The organism is Microbulbifer maximicatervae (SeqCode), assembly GCF_052467695.1.
In genome coordinates this window covers 3,485,953-3,508,007 of sequence record NZ_CP174320.1, presented here as the reverse complement: position 1 = coordinate 3,508,007, position 22,055 = coordinate 3,485,953, and the positions used below count along the sequence as shown (strand labels likewise).

The 22,055-nt window shown below is 44.6% G+C and carries 14 protein-coding genes; 2 read left to right on the top strand and 12 right to left on the bottom strand.

The annotated features are described in order from the left end of the window. The 5 genes from ACJJI8_RS15480 to ACJJI8_RS15460 form a co-directional block, all read right to left on the bottom strand. The gene (locus ACJJI8_RS15480; RefSeq protein WP_444932915.1) at positions 1 to 531 is read right to left on the bottom strand and encodes a hypothetical protein; all 531 of its coding nucleotides are present in this window, start codon (positions 529 to 531) and stop codon (positions 1 to 3) included. Next, positions 528 to 1,361 carry a hypothetical protein gene (locus ACJJI8_RS15475; RefSeq protein ID WP_444932914.1) on the bottom strand — a complete coding sequence of 278 codons (834 nt, stop codon included), beginning with the start codon at positions 1,359 to 1,361 and terminating at the stop codon, positions 528 to 530. Before ACJJI8_RS15475 ends, ACJJI8_RS15480 begins: the two co-directional genes overlap by 4 nt. Next, positions 1,358 to 2,398 (bottom strand): hypothetical protein, encoded by a 1,041-nt coding sequence (locus ACJJI8_RS15470; protein WP_444932913.1) that lies wholly within the window; start codon positions 2,396 to 2,398, stop codon positions 1,358 to 1,360. Before ACJJI8_RS15470 ends, ACJJI8_RS15475 begins: the two co-directional genes overlap by 4 nt. A 3-nt stretch (positions 2,399 to 2,401) precedes the next feature. Beyond that, entirely contained in the window at positions 2,402 to 3,550 is a 1,149-nt protein-coding gene (locus ACJJI8_RS15465) for a type III PLP-dependent enzyme domain-containing protein (protein ID WP_444932912.1), read from the bottom strand. A 92-nt stretch (positions 3,551 to 3,642) separates the two neighbouring features. Continuing rightward, the gene (locus tag ACJJI8_RS15460; protein ID WP_444932911.1) at positions 3,643 to 5,118 is read right to left on the bottom strand and encodes a class I adenylate-forming enzyme family protein; all 1,476 of its coding nucleotides are present in this window, start codon (positions 5,116 to 5,118) and stop codon (positions 3,643 to 3,645) included. Between the two features lie 883 nt (positions 5,119 to 6,001). Between ACJJI8_RS15460 and ACJJI8_RS15455 the strand changes: the two genes are divergently transcribed. After that, entirely contained in the window at positions 6,002 to 7,534 is a 1,533-nt protein-coding gene (locus ACJJI8_RS15455) for a DUF1254 domain-containing protein (protein WP_444932910.1), read from the top strand. A 22-nt stretch (positions 7,535 to 7,556) separates the two neighbouring features. On the opposite strand, the gene ACJJI8_RS15450 is transcribed toward ACJJI8_RS15455, so the two are convergent. Continuing rightward, on the bottom strand, positions 7,557 to 8,594 hold the full coding sequence (locus ACJJI8_RS15450; protein ID WP_444932909.1) for an AraC family transcriptional regulator: 1,038 nt from the start codon (positions 8,592 to 8,594) through the stop codon (positions 7,557 to 7,559). Positions 8,595 to 8,709: 115 nt separating this feature from the next. Between ACJJI8_RS15450 and ACJJI8_RS15445 the strand changes: the two genes are divergently transcribed. After that, a complete protein-coding gene (locus tag ACJJI8_RS15445; RefSeq protein ID WP_444932908.1) occupies positions 8,710 to 10,239 on the top strand; it encodes a flavin-containing monooxygenase in 1,530 nt (509 codons plus the stop codon). Between the two features lie 749 nt (positions 10,240 to 10,988). Here the strand turns inward: ACJJI8_RS15445 and ACJJI8_RS15440 are convergent. The 6 genes from ACJJI8_RS15440 to ACJJI8_RS15415 form a co-directional block, all read right to left on the bottom strand. Further along, positions 10,989 to 11,963 carry a DJ-1/PfpI family protein gene (locus ACJJI8_RS15440; RefSeq protein ID WP_444932907.1) on the bottom strand — a complete coding sequence of 325 codons (975 nt, stop codon included), beginning with the start codon at positions 11,961 to 11,963 and terminating at the stop codon, positions 10,989 to 10,991. Positions 11,964 to 12,566: 603 nt separating this feature from the next. Then, the gene (locus ACJJI8_RS15435; RefSeq protein WP_444932906.1) at positions 12,567 to 12,950 is read right to left on the bottom strand and encodes a hypothetical protein; all 384 of its coding nucleotides are present in this window, start codon (positions 12,948 to 12,950) and stop codon (positions 12,567 to 12,569) included. After that, entirely contained in the window at positions 12,951 to 17,873 is a 4,923-nt protein-coding gene (locus ACJJI8_RS15430; protein ID WP_444932905.1) for an RHS repeat-associated core domain-containing protein, read from the bottom strand. It abuts the gene before it with no gap. A gap of 372 nt (positions 17,874 to 18,245) precedes the next feature. Next, positions 18,246 to 19,904 (bottom strand): hypothetical protein, encoded by a 1,659-nt coding sequence (locus ACJJI8_RS15425; RefSeq protein ID WP_444932904.1) that lies wholly within the window; start codon positions 19,902 to 19,904, stop codon positions 18,246 to 18,248. Positions 19,905 to 19,940: 36 nt separating this feature from the next. After that, positions 19,941 to 20,198 (bottom strand): hypothetical protein, encoded by a 258-nt coding sequence (locus tag ACJJI8_RS15420; RefSeq protein ID WP_444932903.1) that lies wholly within the window; start codon positions 20,196 to 20,198, stop codon positions 19,941 to 19,943. Between the two features lie 609 nt (positions 20,199 to 20,807). Then, positions 20,808 to 22,034: a phytanoyl-CoA dioxygenase family protein gene (locus ACJJI8_RS15415; RefSeq protein ID WP_444932902.1), complete on the bottom strand. Its 1,227-nt coding sequence runs from the start codon at positions 22,032 to 22,034 to the stop codon at positions 20,808 to 20,810. Between the last annotated feature and the right edge of the window lie 21 nt (positions 22,035 to 22,055).

The following is a 22,055-nucleotide window of genomic DNA, read 5'->3' as shown; positions in this document are numbered from 1 at the left end:
TTATGCTGTCCCGTCCATGGTGTTTATTGTTATATCACCGAAACCGCACTCGATAAGTAATTTAGAAAGCCCCTCAATTAAGAGATCATGGCAATCAACATCCACTGCCAACCTGATTTTCAGCTGGTTTGTTCCCGCTTCAAATGGGTGGCGAACCAAGCTATCTTCAATAGCTATATATCGTTTTCCCTCTCTAACCAATATTGCTTCTTCACCAGCCAGGTCATGAAGCATTAAAACGGTGCCTTGTAATAGATCACTTGGCATACGCCCACCAGCGGGCATCTGCATTTTTATCAAGATTAAGTCTATATCCAGTTCAGAATCTTCAAGGTATCGCAGAATATCCAGCAGTAATTGATAGTGCTCTGAATGATTCAGCAGCACCGGACTGGAATTAACTGGCAGGCTGGATAATGCAAGATAGTCCTGCTCAGTACTCAACGGCAGCATTTGTGCTAAGCAGGATTTCAATGTGTCCGGATAGGGGTTACGTTCAAGACACGTTGATAACTCAACAGTCTTCATCACGCGGCCTCCATTAGATAGAAGTGACTTTGTTCATCAACGGTAACTTCTACAGTGCAATAATAGCCATTCAATGCAATCGAACAGGCCAGCAAATTTTCTTGCTTGTCAAAGCCTTTTTCAGCGCCTTGGCAAATAATATTCAGCCAGGGATCACTACCAAAACAATGCCCCCATCGATCGTGCAGGTCTGGTAACTTTTGATTGGCCGACAACAATTTGGAGAAAATCTGACGAATATTCTCCGGAAAGAATGGCAAAGATAAAGTCAGGTCATCTCGTCCAGCAGCCATTTTTCGGATGACAGTGGCAAATTCCGGAGTTGTATTATAGGTAATCGTGCAGGATGCATTAAGGTTTATACTGTCAAGATTCCGTACTTCAAACAACAGTGTACAGAGACCAAAACCACTATCACCCCAATTTTCATTTTCTCGCCAAAACGTTAGATCTAAAACATTGGCGTCAAGAATACTTACCACTAAGTAGCGCGATTTCGGATTTTGTTTCAGGTAATGTCGAAGGCTATAACCCCAAGATGCACATTCATAGGTATTAACAAAACTGGTAATTGGCGCTCTTGCATTATCACCGTAATTGAAGTCCTGCTCACTAATCGCCGATGAACTCAAAGGAAGTTCAATCATGGTAGAGCATAAAAAATGGCGATCTATTTTCGAATCTTTTATCTCTGGAGCAGCATCTAATACACTATCTGTCTGTCTTCGGATAATCCTGGCAATATCACCAAAGGCAGTTGATACATCACTACTGGATGAGACAGTGATACCTTCTATAGGGATAAAAGCTGCAGATCGTAAATACAGGCTCATACCCGCAGCCCCTTAAATTTGCTATATATCTCAAAGAAGCACCGATATGAACTGCCTTCCATTTTTGTGAAAGCCAACAGATCGCGCTGTCGATTCACAGATTTGATCTTTCCTGACAAGACCAGGTTCAGCAAAAGCTCATTGCTGGTAAATTTCGTTGCCAGAACACGGTTTACACTGTGCATAGAGAAAGTGGTTGCGGCTACCTGCTCATTACACAAATGAATTAGATACTCTATATGAGCCTGATCTTCGCTGGTTAAACGAGCTTCTTTACAGTCATGTAGCCAAAGCACAAAGTGCATTAGTGATTTGACAAAGCGCGGGCGAACCAGTGTTAAAAATCGATTGACGCTACCCAATCCACCTTTGCTCAATAACATATCTTTGGTAATTGATACTTTACCCTTACAATTTCCCAGCTGTAAGGTGCCATTTAAAAAAGGCTCTCCTACAGTACTCTGCCGTAGTTGGTTACAGAGTTCTGGTGGCAACATCACTGTCAAGGGAAAAGGTCTTCCCGGTTGCTTGGTAACTACCATGGCAAAGCCAAGCTTATGTGCTTCAATGCCGTGGATCTTGTCGACATTCAGCAGCATGGCGCTATCAGCTTCAACCAGCTCTGTCTTCCAACCCATTAGACTCGGGCCGCCGGGGTCTGTCATAAGGAAGTGGCCGAAAATCCCCTGCTCCACCCATTTATTGACCTGGGCAAGCTGATCATCTGTGGCAGTCAGGCTCAACATAATCGAGCCAAATAGCCCGATCATATTGTGAAAGTGATTATCCAGTCCTTCATCCCGGACAGTGTCAATAATTTGATCAATAACAAAGGTCTGCTCAAACTGCTCTAATGGCTGCTGAACCGAAGCATCCCTAAGTGGTGCAAGCTCTGTCAAAGGATCTTCGATAATCATTGATGCATCGAATAGCCGAGCACAAGAATTTTCTAACAGCGATTTCAATGTGATGGGCACTGGTGAAATACTGGATAATTGATTGAGAACAAAACCACCTACAACCGATTGCATTTCCATGATCTACTCCACCAGATAAGAGTTCGGAGCCGGCAACTTGAGGAAAGGTGCTACGGTATAACTTGCGTTATAGGCACCACACCCATCGAATATGACTAAGTCCCCTTCTCGAAGGTCAATATTGTTGACTTCCCCAATCACATCTTCCTTATTGCAAGAAGTGCCTACTAAAAGGACTTTCTGCCCCTCATCATTCTCTTTTAGAGGAGTCCCATTACGCAAAACATGAGGTTGCTGGAATCGTTTAAAGGTACTTTCCGTTTTTGCCAACAGGAAATTTTGGGCCATTCCCCCGTCACATACGGCGTACTTGTCACCGTTAATGGACTTTTTATAGCGAACTTCCGTGACGAAATAACCGGCTGAGCCCATAATTGCTCGACCACTCTCGTGAACTACCTTGATATGATCTGGAAATTCAGCAATCAAATTTCTATATTGCTCAAAATCAAACTCCTGCTCCCGCCAATTGGGGTCAAACCCACCACCTAGATTGGCTAATGACAGAGGGTATCCCAGTATTTCCTCGAACTCATAAACAACTTGCAAGGCCACTTTGGCAGCGTCGAAAGCACCTTTATTAAATGAGTATGAGCCCCTGAACAAATGAAAACCTAAAACTGGAATCCCATGTTTCTTACAAAAATCCAAAGCCTCAAGGCAGCCATTCCAGTCGAAACCAAAATGATCTTTTCTTAGGCCCTTTTGATTTCTATCAAAGTGGCTCAAGATTGAGGGATTAAGCCTTAAAACGACAGGGTTTACTGGCCGCCTTGCCTTCAACTCCTCAACCAAAGCTAATTGATTCAGGTTGTCGATAATTAAATGGCACTTACTCGCAATGGCAGCGCGTATAAAGGCCTTATCTGCCGATGGGTTATTGACAAATCGGGGACTATTCCCTTTGGGAAGTAGATTTAGTTCGCCTATAGATGCAATCTCAATACCGTCTTCAAAGATGTGCCCACAACGAAGTATTAAATCAAGACAACTATTGGCTTTTAGAGAGTATATCAATCCCGTGCCCAGCGCTTCCTTCAGCTGCTTGTAGTTATCGTGAGCAGTTTTAACGGAATAGATATAACAAGGTGTAGATAGCTGTTTCTTGTTTTGGCCCAACTGTTGAACCAGCGCATCTGACAGTGCACCCATAACTCCCCCAAGGGTTAAACGTATCGTTTATATTTTTATTAAGTTAGCGTTTTATGTTTTAGGCGGGATCTCGCCTAAATATACTCAGATCATTAGGCATGGACTTGTAAATCCTGTTCTAAGCGCTTCCTATCGACCTTGCTATTAGCGGTTAATTGAATTCCATCAACAAACCTGATATCTCTCGGCATGTAGTCAGTATCTATGTTCGCTTTCAGCCAAGTGCGAAACTGCTTCTGATTGTCAACGGTATTCTCATGAAGCTCCACAACACAAGTAGCCACTTCATTCTCGAGCTTATCTTTAGTGCCGATGACTGCATTGATATGCACCAATGGGCACATATCAATATGATTTTCCAAGTCCTTTGGAAACAGGCAAAATCCACCTTGTTTTATTAAGTCTTTTGAACGCCCTTTAAAATAGAAAAAGCCATCCTGATCACGGGTAAAAAGGTCTCCCGTCGCCAACCAGTTGTCGTCCCGATATCTGCCCGAAAAGATTTCTGCACCACCTTGAGCGGCCGGGTTATAGTAGCCTTGCATCACTGCCGTCCCACGAACATAAAGCTCACCTACCTCATCAGCTTTTGCTTCTCTAAATTTACTGACCTCTGAGTGAGGTATAAATACACGTGCATCCAGGCCAGGGATCGGCTTGCCAACTGAACCCATCTTTTCTTCCCAAAGCTCTGGCTCCAAGTACAAGGCTCGCTTGCACTCAGTCAAACCATACATAGAGAAAACATTTAGACCTGGGCAGTACTCCTTCCAGGCGCGAATCATGTACTCAGATAAATGGCCCCCAGTATTGGTGATACTGCGCAGGTTGCTGAGGTCAGGTTTAACCAAACCCACCAGTTTCACCAGCGCAGCCCCCATTGCTGGCACAATCGGAAGAACAGATATATCCCGCTCTGAAATCGTTTTAAGCGCTTGTATGGGGTTAAATGGTTTGTCATAGAGGATGGTTGTACAGTTGCTATATAGCGCAAATAATACCTGATAAAGACCGTAGTCAAATGATAAAGGGGATAAGCACAAAATTCTGTCCTGTGCTGTCAGGCCCAAATATTGGGATATTGAGGCCAAGGAGGTCAGAATGTTTTGATGAGTAAGCATAATGCCTTTTGGCTTACCAGTACTTCCTGAGGTATAGATCACCAGAGCCAGATCTACGCCTGTGACCACTGGAGTAGAAGACACTTCAAACTCTGAGCATTCCTGCTGATAACCAGACAAGGCCTCAATTTTTCCAGCACGCCAAATCGCCTTGGCATTACAGTCTGAAGCGATCATTTTAATTGAAGAATGGCTCAGATCCCCCTTTGCAGGTACAACCACCAACCCCATCTTCCACGCCGCCAACATAATGGCGACCGCCTCTATTTCAGACTGAGTACACACTAAAATGCGGTCGCCAGCACTGAAACAAACTTCTTCATTTGTAAGTGAGAGCCACGCATTCTCACAGTGAGCCGAGGTCAAAACCTCGCCATCCAGATTTTCCAGACGACCTTGCCAACATTTTTCCACAACTTTCTCGAACAGGCTGGCAAGAGAAAACATTTTTAGTCCATTTATTATTCTAAGATTTTTGATCTAGTCCGAATAAGCCTAAAAAAAACTATTCAAACCGGCTACATGGGACGATCATTTTATAAATCGGATGACCCAATAATGACAAGCATTTTCTGTAAAGCTTATGACAACCTCTTTATCAATCCATGAAAAGTTTCATCCTGTTAGAAATTATTCGATCTGACTAAACATTACAAACATTCCAAAAGACAAATAAATCAAGAAGTTAATAAACCCTTTTTCCGATCTCGCACCACTACCAAGTAAAAAAATAGGCAACGAAAAACCAATTTACTCAGGATTTAATTCCATTAAACGATCAAAAAAAAGAAAATAATTTTTTTGGTAGTGAAAACCTATAAAGCCCCAAAAATTTGAACCGGCTGGTCACAAAATAGGATGGGCAAATATTAAAAATTACTCAGACTTATTTTCTGAAGGTGGTTTTTGAGAACCATGAAACCTTGAGAGATTTCTTTTACAAATGATCGGCTACTGGCACTGAAAGCCAGATAAATATTTGAATGCAAGTTAATGCAATAATTTCGGTTACAGGAGAGTCAGATCAGTAGCGGCGTGAAATTACTGGCTTCAAGTAAACCTTTAAATCCAGGTCTGCCAGACAAAACATGGGCGCCAGCCTAAATGCGACAGACCAATAATTACAATAAAGTTGACCTTTTAATCCACCGGCCTCACCAGATCAAAATTAAGCCAAACTTATCGCTAAAGATACCCAAGTTACGCCTGGAGATAGTCATCTTTATAATCCGGCAGTTAACACAAAAAATTGGCACGAAATAACCCCAATAGAGGAAGCAATACCACACACTTACGTATCACGCACGCCTTGCATATAGAGGTAGCTATTTTGATTCGATTACTTCAGTACGCATTTGGGTCTGTCGGAATTTTTCTTCTGTTAACCAGCTCTCTGCCGCTTTGCGCCGATTTACATCCAGAGACTCTGAAATCAATCAGTACGCCAGATAAGGTGGACAGTAGTATTGGCACCCTCGAATTCCGCGATGGCGCTCCCTACCCCCAGACCGCAGAAAAGCTCTACGACTATTTGGATCATATGCGTGCGGTGGATAGTTTCCTCAAGGGAATTCAGGGGGCATCAGTACATGCTCTGATGAAAGGGGGAAGAGAGCTTGGCGCTAAGTCTGCCAATGAAGTCTTAATTTTCGATCGATTAATGAACTCTGAGTCTCTTTTTCTTACAGGCAATACTTCGACTATCTATACGCTGGCTTTTTTAGATCTAAAACGAGACGGACCAACTGTGTTTCACTCGCCGCCCGACGTTATGGGCGCGTTTAATGATGCCTGGTTCCGCTTTGTTGAAGATATCGGCTCCTCTGGCCCGGATAAGGGGCGCGGGGGAAAGTTTCTGTTACTGCCACCAGACTATAAAGGCAATATTCCCTTCGGCTACATTCCCATCTACCCTCGCTCCTTCCGACTGTGGGTGTTTATGCGCTCGCCAAGTAACCAGCCTTTGCCGGAGGCCGTGCAAAACATCAAAGACAACTTGAGAATCTACCCCCTGGCTCAAAAAGGTAACCCGCCAAGGATGGTCTTTATCAGTGCGTCTGGAAAGGCCTTCAACACCATCCACCCCAATGACTATCAATTCTATAAGCACCTTAATGAAGTCGTTCAATACGAGTGGGTTGGGATGCTTAACCCAGAAACGCGCGGCCTCTTTGCCTCAATAGGCATTGAAAAAGGGAAAGCCTTCAGTCCAGATAAAAGAATGACCAAAATTCTTACGGACGCAGTTGCAATTGGTAATGGTATAGCCCGCTCAATTGTTTGGTACCCACGGACAGACAAATCCCTCTCCGATATCAAAATCTACCCAGGCACAGATAGCGCCTGGGTAATGGCGTTTCCCGGCAAGAATATCTTCTTCAATGGCCCCGATGGCAAAACCATTAATAGTGACGCCCGAGTCAGCTACTTCTACCCCTATACCGGTGTCAGCCCAGCAATGACTGCTATTGAACCTGGCAAAGGTTCTGATTACGCCATTGCCTTTGTCGATGAAAACAAAGAGCCTTTTGATGGCTCTAGAAAATACAAATTGCACCTGCCCCCCGATGTACCGGTCAATGCCTTTTGGGCAGTAAATATCTACGACAGCCAAACGCGCTCAATGTTAAAAACCAGCCAACCCTTTCCCGCAGTAAGCAGCCAGTCGAAAGGGATAAGACAAAATTCCGATGGTTCTTATGACATTTATTTTGGACCCAAGGCGCCAAAAGGGTTTGAGAAAAACTGGCTGGAGACCTTACCTAACAAAGGTTTTTTCGTAATCTTGAGACTGTATGGACCCTTGGGGCCATGGCTGGAGAAAACCTGGCGTCCTGGAGAGGTGGAGCCTACTGAATATTGAAAGAACTGCCCCCTCCAGGCTTTTACGGAGATTCTGGCCGCCCCACAATTGCGCTGCCTGCAAGGCGTATGCGGTGATTCCGGGGAGTCTCCGCAAACCAACGTCGACAAGCTCGCTGAAATGTACTCTGCTCGGAGTACCCCAACAAACCCGTAATCTGCCCCAAGGCCAGATTCGGATCGGATAAGTATCGAGTCGCCAGATCCCGCCGCACGTTATCCAATAGTTCTTCGAACCTAAGCCCTTCCGCAGCCAGGCGGCGCTGTAAAGTTCTGGGGTGGAGCTTCAGCGCCCCTGCCACAGTGCCGAGCTGAGATCTGCCGCTGGGCAGTATTTCACTGAGTAATTGTCGAATTTCTACAGTTAGAGGAACGGGCAGCGTCGCGCTCTGCTGCTCCAAATGGTGAATGGCCAATCGCTCAACCACTGGATCGGCAGACTTCAGTGGTGTATCCAGAAATGCAGCTGGGAAGTCCATCGCGCAATAGCCCGAGCTAAACAGAACCTCACAGCCAAAGTAATTGCAGTAGTCACCCTCTGCCATTTGAGGACCATGAGGCAGCAGTACGTTTTGCGGGCAACACTCAGTCTCTACCAACATCCGTATCATCGTCAGCGTATTTCCCAGCACCTGCTCCCGGATCTGGCGATAGCTACTGAGAGCTGGGTCCTGCCAATCAAAAACAATACGTAGTACATCTCCCTCACTTAATGGCTCCATTTGCATACTGAGGGATGAACTATGAAGAGAAAGAAAGCGCCTAACGGATAGCAAGGCTTGCCGGGGAGTGGCCGCGTTGCATGCAACTACACCTATCCCACCCAAGCGGTCCACCCCTTGTCGCGATGCGAGGCACAGCCCCAAATCAGGGCGATCTAACCGGCGTGCTGCAGTTTCCAACAGGCGCGCGACCTCAACAAATGATACCAGGCGGGAATCCGCCGGGCTGATATCACAAGGCATACCGAACTCGGCCAAGAAGGCTTCCCCCCTGCCCCCAAGCTGCTCCACGAATTCACTGAAACCGGAAAGAATACTGACTCGTACAAGGCTACCCATAACTTGCTCCCCATCTTTGTGGCGCGGAAAGACAATTATTTGTCGCAATCTAACAATAAATCATGGGCACATCTACCCAGTCTATAAGGCATAGAAATTTGCAGGGATAGGGATTGTGAAATCGACTCATTTCGATGTATTAATTATCGGCGCGGGACTCTCAGGCGTAGGAATGGCTTGTCATTTGAGTCGCGAATGTCCCAGGCGCAGCTTCGCCATTATCGAGCGGCGAGCACAAGTCGGCGGTACCTGGGACCTCTTTAAATACCCGGGCATTCGATCTGATTCCGATATGTACAGCTTCGGCTATGACTTCCAGCCCTGGTCCGGCGAGAAAATACTCGCGGATGGCCCATCTATCCAAAAATATATTGAAACCACCGCAAAGCAATACGACGTTAAAAAGAGAATTCACTTTGGAATAAATTTAACTACGGCGAACTGGTCCAATACAGACCGAGCTTGGACTCTGGAAGGTCACAACACCGAATCTGGCAGCCCAGTGAGATATACCTGTAGTTTTCTGATTGCCTGTACTGGGTATTACGACCATAAAGAGGGCTACTTGCCGCAATATCCAGGTATAGAAAACTATCAAGGAAAACTGATTCATCCCCAACAGTGGCCAGAAAATCTGGACTACCGCAGCAAGCGTATTATCGTAATCGGCAGCGGCGCTACCGCTGTTACCCTGGTCCCTTCGCTCGCAACCACCGCCCAACATGTCACCATGTTGCAACGCTCCCCAAGCTATATCATTTCAGTTCCATCTATCGATAAAATCTCTCGTGTACTATCAAAATTTCTGCCAGCACCCTGGGTTCACAAGCTAGGACGCTGGCGCAATATCAAATTGCAGCGCTGGATTTTTAAAGCTGCTAAGCGCTGGCCTAACTTTATTAGAAAGTTACTATTAAAAGATGTAAGAAAAAGCCTTCCAGCTAATTACGATCTCAGTCACTTTGATCCCAGTTACAACCCCTGGGATCAACGTCTCTGCGTTGTACCCGATGGAGATCTGTTCTCCTCAATCTGCTCAGGAAAAGCTTCTGTTGCCACCGGTGAAATAGAAACTTTCTCAGATAAGGGTATCCTGCTTACGTCAGGGCAACAATTAGACGCAGACATTGTTATCAGTGCGACCGGATTAAAGTTACAAGTGCTAGGAGGTATCAAGCTCTGTATTGATGGTGCACCGGTAGCAGTCAATCAAAAGCTGACTTACAAAGCAGTGCTAATGGAGGGGGTTCCTAACATCTCATGGGTATTCGGCTATACCAACGCTCCCTGGACTCTTAAAGCAGACATTACCGCTCGCTATATTTGCCGATTATTCAAGTATATGGAAACAAATAACTTTCAAGTGTGTACAGCGATAGATAGCGAAGGCAGTTCTGAACAAGGTTCGGTAATGAGCAGCCTGGACTCTGGCTATGTAAAACGGGCAAATGGAGAACTCCCCAGACAGGGTAAGCGCTATCCATGGCGCCTGTTAAATAACTATGAAGAGGACTGTAAGATACTCCTTGATTCAGCGATTGAGGATGAATTTTTAACTTTTTTGCCCCACCAATCTGACACCCAGAAAACTCAAAAGGCACAAGATAAAAACAACACATCCTCTATCGAAGTAAGCAGTATTTAAATTTCAGGTAGCATTAAGAATGCGAGCCTCGGCTCGCATCTATTTTACCTTTCATCAGGTAGACAGATATAGATACTGCACAAGATCCCTAGCTCCAAGCTCAGACTAAAACCCCATAGTGAACAACCGCTATCAACATAATTTGACCTAACAGTCGCGCCTCACAAAAAAGTAACAAACACTTCTAATTAATCCGCCACCGATGCCTTCTCGAAATTCGTTACGGGCTTCACGTAACCATATAATCTTGGGGTAGCAAATCCGAATATTAGGTCACCAGACGGGATGGCTTACTGTGAGAGCTGTGAGTATTTTTTTAATTTTGTCCTCGCTATCAATAGCTTCAATGGCGTCTTCTGTAAGTATACAACTAGAAAACTGGGACAGAATTTGTCAAATTCAAGTTACCGGCGGAAAAAACCCGTCGTTCACAAATTTTCAAACATTTAATAACATTAAGAGAGGCTGGTCAATTTCCAAGCCCTATCAAATATGCTATCGCCGGAATGAAGAACCTTCCCAATGTAATTCAAAAATGACGATGTGGCGGTGCAAACGGTATGTTCAATCTGAAGACCAGAAAGCAAATACTTTTCCTATATTCTAGGTTTTATCGTCTCCATCTTTACCTTTATAGATTTCGCCTAGCACACGACAACCAGATATCGCCCGCGCTACAACTGCACAAAACAAACCTTAAAGTGGGAATTGAGTACAAAACCCGCACACCTTTAATGAAAGCTACCAAATTATGACGCTTGATCTAATATGCTTAACTTAAGTACCCAAGGATTGATATCAGAGGGAGCAACAAAGTCAACTTGCAATACAGTACGATCATCAGAAAACTGATACACCCATTTATTGTCAATAGACTTACCCTGCCCCTTACTCCACTCAGGATTTTCTTTCATTTGCTCACTTAACCAGGCTTTTACAGTTTCCACATTACCGGAAAGCTGAAACGCAGTGTACCATTCTTCCAGGCTACCATAGCTATACTCCTTAGAAACAAACTGAATTGACTCAGGCAAGTCACCAAGGTTTGGCATGATTTTATCCGCCATCATCCCCCGGATATAGCCCCCCTCTGGCACCCACAGGTACTCAATCTTCGCTGCAACACTTTTGGCTTTTTCAATCGTATCAACCTTACTTACCAGATATAAAGCGCCGTCTATACCAGATGAAAGGCCAGCTGTAGTAATAAACTTGCCGTTATCAACAAACTTTTTATTCTTTACCAATTCAACATCTGAGAAGTTCTTCTCGAAAGAACCAAATGCTCCGCGAATGGTGGTTGCTTTCTTACCATCCAGAAGCCCAGTATTTGCCAGAATAAAGGCACCGTTACATATCGATAGAATGTACTGAGCCTGTTTGGACTGCTCTTTAATCCAGTGTAATACTTCCGGGCTCTCCATTGCTTCATTAATACTGCCCCCAGGGATAATTAATGCATCAAATTGATTGTCCTGATCGAAGCTGGTATCTGGAGCCACTTTAAGCCCCATAGCTGAAGTAATGGTTCCACCATCTTCCGAAACCGTTGTTAAACGATAATTAGCTTGCCCAAAAACTTCATAGGGACCGGCATAATCAATAGTTTGTGCACCATCGTACAATAATATTCCAATATGAAAGGCATCTTTTGATGTGGAGTGGGCCCAGACCATATTGCTAAAAAGCAGCGAGCATAGGCCAGCCCAGATTAAAGAACGCATGGCTATTTCCTTTTTCACTTAAATTTATTTTTTACAAGTTGCGATATATTCTTAAGCGTTTATCGGATACCTCACGCAAAGCGCAAACATATAAATAAGGTATTTCTAGGAGGTACAGCTAGAATTGTATGCTAGTGAATTTGGTCACAAATGACATAAAGTCGACACATTCAGACATAGATGTTTGGGTATGAGAAATATATACCTCATTGATAATATTTAATCTGAATATTGATACATGTTTGTATACTTTCTTACTGTATTATATTTCTTCGTGGCAAGGCATGTTACCTAAACAAGTAATAAGGCAAGGTTACTCCCTACTAAATAGCGGTTGAACACATGGGATATACGGCTAATATTACTATCTTTACGCTACTAACTGAAACCCCAAAGCTATTCTACTTGGCCGACAAACCATCACACACTATTTATTCTACCCCTACGTCATACTTGCCTAAACATGACTGAATGTATTTAAGCTCCCTTTCACTCCTGTAAAACTCCTCGTTAAGCGGAGTCCAAAGATTTATTGTTCAATTCCCAACCTACGGGTGTCGAATAGTGCACTTCCTACAATCTATATTTCTATTGGGGACATAATTATTGCTTAAGTATTTCTTTGTAATTTCTCTCTGTGTATATAGTTTCAAATGAATCATCAAGAACTAAATTCCACCGTTCCATAGCTTTCTCAGCTATTTTAGCCATAAGATCCATAGACCCAGGACTCTTTCCAACTGTCAATTCGAAAAAACTACATGCATCTGCACCTAGTGCCTTCTTCCATGCATCAATTTCGTCTTCATCGCTTTCATCAAGAACAGAACCGCCTAGAAAATTTATCCAGACACAAGCCCTCCCGTTTAAAAATTGACCAGATATTTTTTGACTATCTATATCAATCGAACCTATATCAATAATGAAACCTAAAGCATCCTGGTTAGATATAATATCACTGCTAACTAAATATACCGAGGTTGACATCTATGGACCTCCATTCTTTTTCATATATTCATTCAACTCATCAATTGAGCGTACCACAACAGCCGCACCAGCTTTCACTGTATTTTCTCTCTTTTGTTTACTCGACATCTTAGGTGCTATTACGATGACAGGCTTTCCATTGGGGTTGACAATAGAATTTGTCAGACGCTCTCGCACTTGATTCGCCTTGCTTGACCTTCCCATTGTTGCCTCAATGATAAAATTCGGGGTTTCAATATCTATTTCCCCTGCAAGCCCCTCTTTCGAAGGGTGAGGAATTGCTTTTCTGAACGAAACTAAGTAATCTCGAAGCTCGTTGGCAACCATCGCCTCAAATTTTACGTCTCTAGCTTCGCTTTTAGGCAACAAAGCGCCTTTACAGTTTTTTCCTTCCAGTCCCAATGCAATAGCATCATCAAACTTTCCCACTTCTATATTTGAAAATTGAGCTTGCTGTAATTGCACTGCAGCAACTGTTTTTTTAGCTCTATTTGGATCTTCCTTCGTTGCTGTCAACCCAAGCGGGTCTACCCATCGAACAGGATTAGGCACATACTGGTAGTTATTTGTTCCACCTAGGAGTCCAATCAGATCTTGCTGAGTAAATTGCCCAACTTTTGGGTCAAAATACCGATGTCGGTTGTAATGAAACCCTGTCTCTTCATCAAAGTACTGTCCCTGAAAGCGAAAAGGTTGCTCTATCTGATTCTGATAGGCTAAGGCAATATTGCCATAGCTCTTGTAGGCAACACTCCATACCGCTTCACCAGCCTGGTTGGTAAGGGTATCTGGGGTGCCAAGGTGGTCCAGATGGTAGTGATAGACCCGCTCTTCATCTAGCTTACTTTCTTTTAAAGCAACCGGCTTAAAGGTGCCCGGTTCAAAGTAGTAGGTACGAGCGCTGAGGTCCTGCCTGGTTTGATTATCGGTATTAGTTTCCTTTAGAAGGGTGTCGCCATCCCAAAGGAAATCATTTTTCTCTTTGTTTACAGCCTTACTAATACGGCGACCCAGCGGGTCGTATTGGTAGTGGATATCTTGTTGAAGGTGTTCTACACCCTCTTCCACCTTTAGTTTCTCTACACGTACCAGCTGCTGGCGACTGTTGTAGTGGTAACGCGTCTGCAGTTTTTGTCCTTTACCACGCAGCTCCGCAATCCGATTACCATGAATATCGTAGCGATAGTGAGTATCACCGCGAAAAGCGAGACGATTGCCTTTTACCTGGGTAGCGCTGGCTTGCTGTTTGGCTTCGTCTTTTGAATTGGCAGCGGCAAGGATATTGTGCGCAGGGTCGTGTACAAAATATTCTGGGTTGAGGCCATCTACCTGGGTAAGGCGGTCCAAGGCATCGTAGTGGTAGCTGCGATTACCGCGCAAGCTGTCTTCAATTTTGGCTATCTGCCCGGCTTTATTGTAATGGTAGCTACGCTCAAGAACTGGGTTTGTGCCTGAAGCGGGATCGGACACTGGTTTCTGATTTACATTACTTGTTTTGCCCAGTCTGAGTTTTTGCAAGCGGCCTTGTGGATCGTAGTCTCTCTGACTTTCCAGCCCATTGCCATGTTGACGCAGGCTTTCTCTACCCTGCCCATCATGGCTAACACGGGTGATTAACTCATCAGTATCACTGCCTAAAGGGCGACGGTGCAGGCTTTGGAATTGTCCGGCAGGGTTAAAAGTAAACTTAAGTACTTCTCCATCGGGCAAGGTCGTGGCAATACGATTACCTGCTGCATCGTATCTGTGGCTAAGCTTTTCTTTGCCCTGCCAGTCGCCGGTAACTCGGCCACTGGCATCGTATTCCCAACGCAATTTGCGGTGGGCATTTTCCGCCTCTATCAATTGCCCGCTGCGGTTGTAGCGGAAATTTGTATTGCCGTCCGGGGTAACCTCTTCCAACAACCGGCCAAAGGGATCGCGCTCGAAGATAGTATCGATACCTTTACCGCTGTCCGTATCGGTTACGGCTCTGGAGCTTACCAAGTGGCCGGCACGGTTGTAGGCATAGCGGGTAACGCGACCGTCGAAGCCTACTTCTTCAATCAGGCGTTCGTTGAAGTCGTATTTAAGTTGGTAGCGCTCTCCGTTTTCATTGGTAAGCCCAATTAGGTTGCGCTCGCCATCATAGTGATATTCCAGGCGGCTGCCGTCCGGGTTGGTGCGGGTCTTTACCTGACTGAGGCCATCATAGGCATAGCAAGTGCTGCGGCCTTCAGAGTCAATAACTCCGGTAAGTAATCCATTGGGGTTGTAGCTGTACTGTGTGCGGGCACCGTCTGGAGTGGTCACCGCATGGATACGATCCTGAGCGTCGTATTCATAGCGGGTCAGCTGACCGGGGGCGTGTTGCACTTCTTCCAGTCGGCGAGCACTGTCGTACCGGTAGTGCTGGGCACGGCCCATAGGGTCTTTTACTGCGGCGAGCTTGCCTTCGGGGTTCCACAGATAGCGAGTGGTATTGCCGAGAGGATCGGTAAGACTACCGATCAAACCAACGGGGTTATAGCCGTATTGGGTCTTGTTACCGAGGGGATCTTTACTGGCCACGATCTGGCCATTTTCGTTGTACTCCCTTTGCCAGTTATTCCCAGCAGGGTCGGTAACTTTGGCGGGCAGGCCTTCAGCATTGTATTCGATACGATGGTTATTGCCGGCGGCATCGCTCTTTTGTATCAGGCGACCCTGGTCATCGTACTGGTAAATTTCCTCGCGAAGGCTGCCATCGTCGCTGGGCAGTTGTACCCGAGTAACCTGCCCCAGGTTGTTGTAGCTGTAGAGAGTCTCTGCACCTTCGGGATCGCGGTGATAGATCGGCAGGGCCCGGTCGTTAAAGCGGTAGCGCTCTTTGCCGCCACGGGTATCAGTAACAGTAACGCCCTTACCATCATCGTCCCAGTCAAACTGGTAATTGTAAGTCGCCTGACCATCGATTGGGTCACCCCACTGTCTCACACAGCGGGCAGAAGGGCCTTCGGCATCCCACTCAAAATGGAAACGGTAGCCAGTTTTTATGATGCGCTGCTTAATTACATGGTGATGGTATTGGTACTGCTCACTGTAACCATCGGCGTCGGTGGCTTTAACCAAATCTCCAACATCGCTGTACTCATAGCTTGCGAGTACTTTAATATGGCCATCGCTAGTTTCCTTCTTAAGCTCACCGATACGCAGGCTGTTCGACTGCCCTTGCGGAGGGCTGATATGCAAGGCTTCACCGAGGCTGCTCTCAATGCATATTAAACGCTCATCGATATAGTGGAATAGGTAGAAGTTACCATAGCCATCACGTATTTCCGCAAGCTTAAGTCCTCCTGTTACACCGGTTGCCTTAAAGTGTTTTTGCACGCCATTGGGAGCCCCGTAAGGGGTAATAATCCAATGATCGCTGGCGACACGAGTAAGTGTTAAATGCTCAACAACATTGTGGCTGCGGTCACTATCCCCCGGAAAGGGAAAACTAATTACCCGACCCTCCGCATCCATAAACTGAACACTTTTATCAGGTGCCGATATTAGCCTCTCTCCCAGGGTGTGAGTCCAACCATGACCCAAACCGAAATCTCTGGGATTACTACTGCGATAAGTACGCTCAAAAACAAGGGGGAGCGGTCCGTCTAATAGCGCATCGACTAAGGTCAAACGCTCTTCCCCGGTTTTTAAGTTAATGGGATCACCGCCTTCAATAGCACAACTATTATTAGGAACTTCCTTCCCAGTATGGCTTGTGCCGGTTATGGTCCCAGCTTTATCGGGCTGGTCAGAGATTGTATTCTGAGAGTTCTGCGAACCCTGGCTGCTGTCAGAACCCGCTTCAGAATTATCGTTTACTGTTCCTTTACCGCTTTGCGACGCTCCTGTACTTGATGGTTGCCCGCCGGAGGAAGGTGGTATTACAACTTCAGAAGAGCTCAGATCAGAGAAGCTCGCCTTATTACCCTCAGCATTTCCTGCGCGTTTATGGAAAAATACATTGCGACGCTTTTTAATTTTGGCAAATTCCAGCATTAGGTTACTAACGCCCTGAAGGGACCTCAGTAAGCCCGCATTATCTTTGGAAATCTCGATAGCGTTGGAATCGCTCACGGATGCCACCATGGCGAATGTTAAGATAATCTCAAAAAGGCCGTTTTCTGGTAGGGCAACCTCCGATGGGTATAGAGCTTTTAAGTAATCGCGGAAGAAACGTAAATTTGTTTCACGTATTCTCGCATCCTGGTATAAAGTTTCAGCTACTTCAAAGGCTAACTCTAAGTGCTGCTGGGTAACTTTATTGGCATCGAAACCAAGCGCATCTACTAGGGACCTGCTAGAAGTCGGTATAGATTTTTCATTTTGCTTTTCAATGCTCTTTTCATACAGCAGATAGTTCCTAGCGGTGCGTCCCTGCGCCATCAAAGGGCGAATAGAACTCACCAAAGTCTCTACTTCAGATAAACCTTTACGCCATATTGCTAGCCCTCCGGTAAAGTCACTCTGATCAGTAGATTCATTGTTCGATAACCTTGAATTAACTCGCCCTAGGTCAACAATATACTGAAGACCTGTATCGATTTTAGGAATCAATTGGGACTGCTTGTCGGCTAGCACCGCATCAGCAAATGGAGCCTCTTCGATTACCAAGCGGTTTTGAACTAACTCTTTATAAATAGCTCTCTCTATCCAGGAGTAGCTTGAAGGAGCATCTAAATGGAATGAGGCTGATAAATCGCCCCATCTATCAGGCTGCTTTCCTGGTTGAAGAGAATCTGAACAACTCCCTCCCATACCCAGGAAGTAATCGTAAATTTCTTGAAGAGATGAAACACTGAACATTTCCAGGGTTTGCTCAGCACTAGTTGGCAGTGAAGATCCGGAGCTAAAACCGCTCCCTCTTCGAGCCAGGTAAACAATTCCATATGTATTCTCAACAAATAGCTGCATAGCTCACTCTTTATTGATTACGAACCAGCCATGCAACATTCCTTCGCTGCCAGCTCAAAGCAAAATAAAGTCCACTAAAAGTACTCTGCCCTTTCCAACTTCAGTCTTCGCAACTCAGGGAGTCGGAACTTCTGTCACCACTGTTAACGAAAAGTGGTTTTCGGAACGGGAAAGCCGCGCGATTATACTGAGGGGAAATTAGGAAATGGATTACACAGGAGCACAATAAAAAATGATGCACCCTAATGTAATGGCACGTATATCTGAGTTACAAAAACAACTTAAAGAGAGGGGGGGGGGGGGTAAATTAATACTGGTGCACAGATATAATTTAATTTGGGGCAAGCCTAAGCTTACCCCAAATCAGCGCAATTAATTTACGCTGTCAGAATGATAAACTATTGCCTGCCAAATATTTTGTTGGCCGCCTATATAATTATCCAGGGTAGGATTCTTAATATAGCTCCAGGCAACTTTACCATTACCCAAGTACATAGGCTCATCCAAACCACCCCAACCGTAGTCAGTCAGCTTTACCGGCCCCTCAAGTACATTTAAGTCAGCATCAATCTCCATTACATAGTAGGCTTTTGGCACCAGCATACGCATGGCATCACCACTCTTATTGTAACTGCGATTGTACGGGAGGTTATCGGAGATACACTGGAACTGTGCGTAACCAAATAAGTAACGGCCATTTTTCAGATCAACCAACTGGGGATCACTAATTTGACAATCGGAATCCGTTGCCAGCCATTCAATGCCATTACCTTCAATACTGCCTTCCCCATCAACTTTTGCAATACCTACACGTGTCAGGGAAGTAGTATCCAAGGCATCTCCAGAATAGAGACCCTGCCTGGAAATTACAGGATATTCACCACTGTCGATATATGAGAAGAAGCAATTGCGAATGCCGTTATCAGCACATTCCTCTTCGAAGGGGCCATCACCACTTGTATCAATGCCCAGCTCATCCTGTAAGAACATATCCATGTTCGAATCTTCAATGTACTTTGGAGAGACAATAACTGAGAGATTTGTATCGGCATCAACCGGGACAACCGTATGGCCACCACCGTTGGATATCATTGCACTTGTCGAGGGCACTAAATGATTATAGGTGCCTTCATAAACAGAGGATCCACTGTCCTCCATTTTAATGGCGATCGCATTCAGGCCCGGTGACGGATAATATTTATTTCCATCACTGGTACACAGAGCACCGTACATCTCATTCCCCGGATTATAAAAGGCTCGAATATTCAGAACGTGGCCATGGCCACACGCCCAGTACCAACCCCGGTGATCATCTCCAGAGAAGGACATTGACCAGTCATCCCGATTGATTACCGTCAGCCCTGCCGAATAATGCGAACCGCTAACAAGAACACGAGCAGTCACGGAAAATGCATAACTTGTGCGCCCTTGGCTATCATCCTCTACGTACAATAGCTCCTGAGTCCCCAAATGAGTGCCACCATGCATTTTATTGACAACATAGGCATCTGGAGTTTCTGTTATAGGCTTGTTATCCCACTCCATTAGCCAGATCTGGTCATTATACTTCTCTTCATTATCGGTACCTGCAACACTGTCAAGATTATCTTCAATCTTCATCCAGGTTGTACCGTACTCTTCTACCAGATCTTTCTCGATATCATATCGCTCACTGGCCTTATATTCGGTATTGCATAAAACAGCTACCCTGGAGCAATCCGAACTGGCCGTAATACCATGTGACTCATAGCATTGATTCAGAATGGTGGCGTTACCCGTCTGCTCGAAGCTCATGCTATCTGGGTTATATTGAAGCTCGTAAACGGACCCATAGGTTGTATCAGAGGCACTATTCCCCTCTGACAAAGTTGTGGATACATACATTTTTGGCTGGGCAGTATCCGTAGCACAGGAGGCCGTATAGCTACGGATAGGAATATCAATATTTTCCTCATCCTGCTCACTGTCCGTACGGCCAATATAGTGGGCCAGCTGGTAAACTTCCTGAGCATTTACCATTGCGTTAGGCAAAGTGATATCTGTAGCGGTAATTGTTGCAAACCCGAGTTAAGCTGTTGACACATCTCCAACGGTTACAGTCGATGGGTCATTATCAGGCAATGAGGAGTCATCCCCGCTATCATCTGACCCGCTATCACCTGTTCCACTTCCTCCATCTTGATTACCCCCACTATTATCATCTCCGCCATCGCTCACAGGTGGTGAATCGGAGTCAGAATCCGACGAACCTCCCCCTCCACCACAAGCTGCAAGTGCCGCGGTTAGTGCAATTACCAATAATTTCTGCCCGAATAACTTTTCCATAATCGCCTTAAGTGCCGTGTTTTTTATTTTGGTGTTAGGTACTGTCCAAAATATAAGTTCCGGACAGTCATGAAATGCAAAAGTGGGCGAAATTTTAGCGGAAACGAAATTTAATTCTGTGCGTAACTTAAAAAAATATGAACACAATAAGGAAGCTTAAAAATGAGACATTCAACACCGACAGAACCCTAAATAAGGCGTACAAACTCCAGGCACCGAAAGATAAAAAGATAAAAAGATAAAAAGATAAAAAGATAAAAAGATAAAAAGATAAAAAGATAAAAAGATAAAAAGATATTAAATAGGGCAGTATCCAACACTAACCTAATGATAGGATAGAAAAGCAAATAAAAAACCAAACTAACACACAAATATAGTCAAAAACTCCGCCACCTGAATTCAGCCTCTCTCCTATCATAGATAGGTCAAACACATCAACTACACCTGAAGAAGAGGCTGGTTTTTCAAAGTATTTCAGCCAGAAAACTTATACAGCAAAGTAACAAGTGAGGATTTCCAACTGCAGACCGCATATAACTCTACAACACAACATAAAGAGCAAACTACAAGAGACCAAGTAAGACGCTCTCTTTTAAAGGTACATAAAGGTTAATCTTTCAAGATCTTGTTGTAGCCAAAAGAATCCTTACCATAAACTTGAAAGCTACCTACCTCTGGAAGTTCATACTCCACCATTCCCTCCGCTGTTGAGTATACATCCTTACCTCCCGGTGCGACCCGTACATGATTTGCCGTACATCTTCCCACAAAGGAAAACCGAGAATTACTACTACATATATTTGGATATGATGCATGCATATTTAGAGATGAAAACACAATGCACTCACCCGGCTTCATCTCCATATCTTTAACTTTGAACTTATCAAAGAAATCCTCTCCTAAGAGCTTCGCTGCCGTAAGAAAGACAAATATACTCTTAGTGAAAATCCAACCAAACAAAACCACCTTAAAAACATCAAAAAAATATCGGAATGAAAAAGGAAGCAAAGAAATATAAAATAACTTATTATCTTGTATAAAGCTGTATAGAAAATCCATTCTTGCATCACTAAACGACCCCGGCAAAAATCTCAAACAGCCATTTTCAATAGTAGATTCTGATAGAGCGACCCAAGCAGTAAGCTGTATCACTGCGGGATCAGTATCTTTTGTAGGCTGCAGTTTCGCATATTTACCAGTCTCCCTAAAAGTCGCATTTTGGTGCCATATAGTGCCGCTAGCACCAGGAAATTTATCGAAAAACTGTGATCGCCAACACATCACCTCATCACCCAATAGACTGGCAAGCTTGTGCGATAATTTTGGATTCCTCAACAGCTCCCTAAAAGACTTCATTCTAAGAGCCTGGTAAAGTCCAGCACTTTCAATTACCCATTGTCCATGCCGCTTTTCTATCTCTCTTACTTTACTGCCAACATAGCTTACCCCTTGAAAGTCTTCAGCAAATGCGTCTTCAACCTCTTTACGTAAACTTGCTGCCTGATCTTCAGAAACCAACTGAAATGGTGGCAAATAACCATTTTTTTCAAAGTAACAAATTTGCTCTTCTGTTAGGAAATCATCCTTACCACCATCCCTTGAGACATTTTTTCTCGGAATAGTCACCGTCATATTTCTAAGCTTATCCAGCTCATCAAACATCTGCTTCTTTTTCGAACCACGCCATGGGAGGATTAATAGCTTATAAAGCAAAACAACAGTGATCATTATTAGAACTTGAAAGGCTTGCACTTTGGAGATCGCAAAATCTGCAGCATCCCCCATAGAACCAAATCCCTTCAGCATCTCCGAAAAAGTACTTTTTCCAGTCTCCATAAAACTTAACCTCATTCAAGT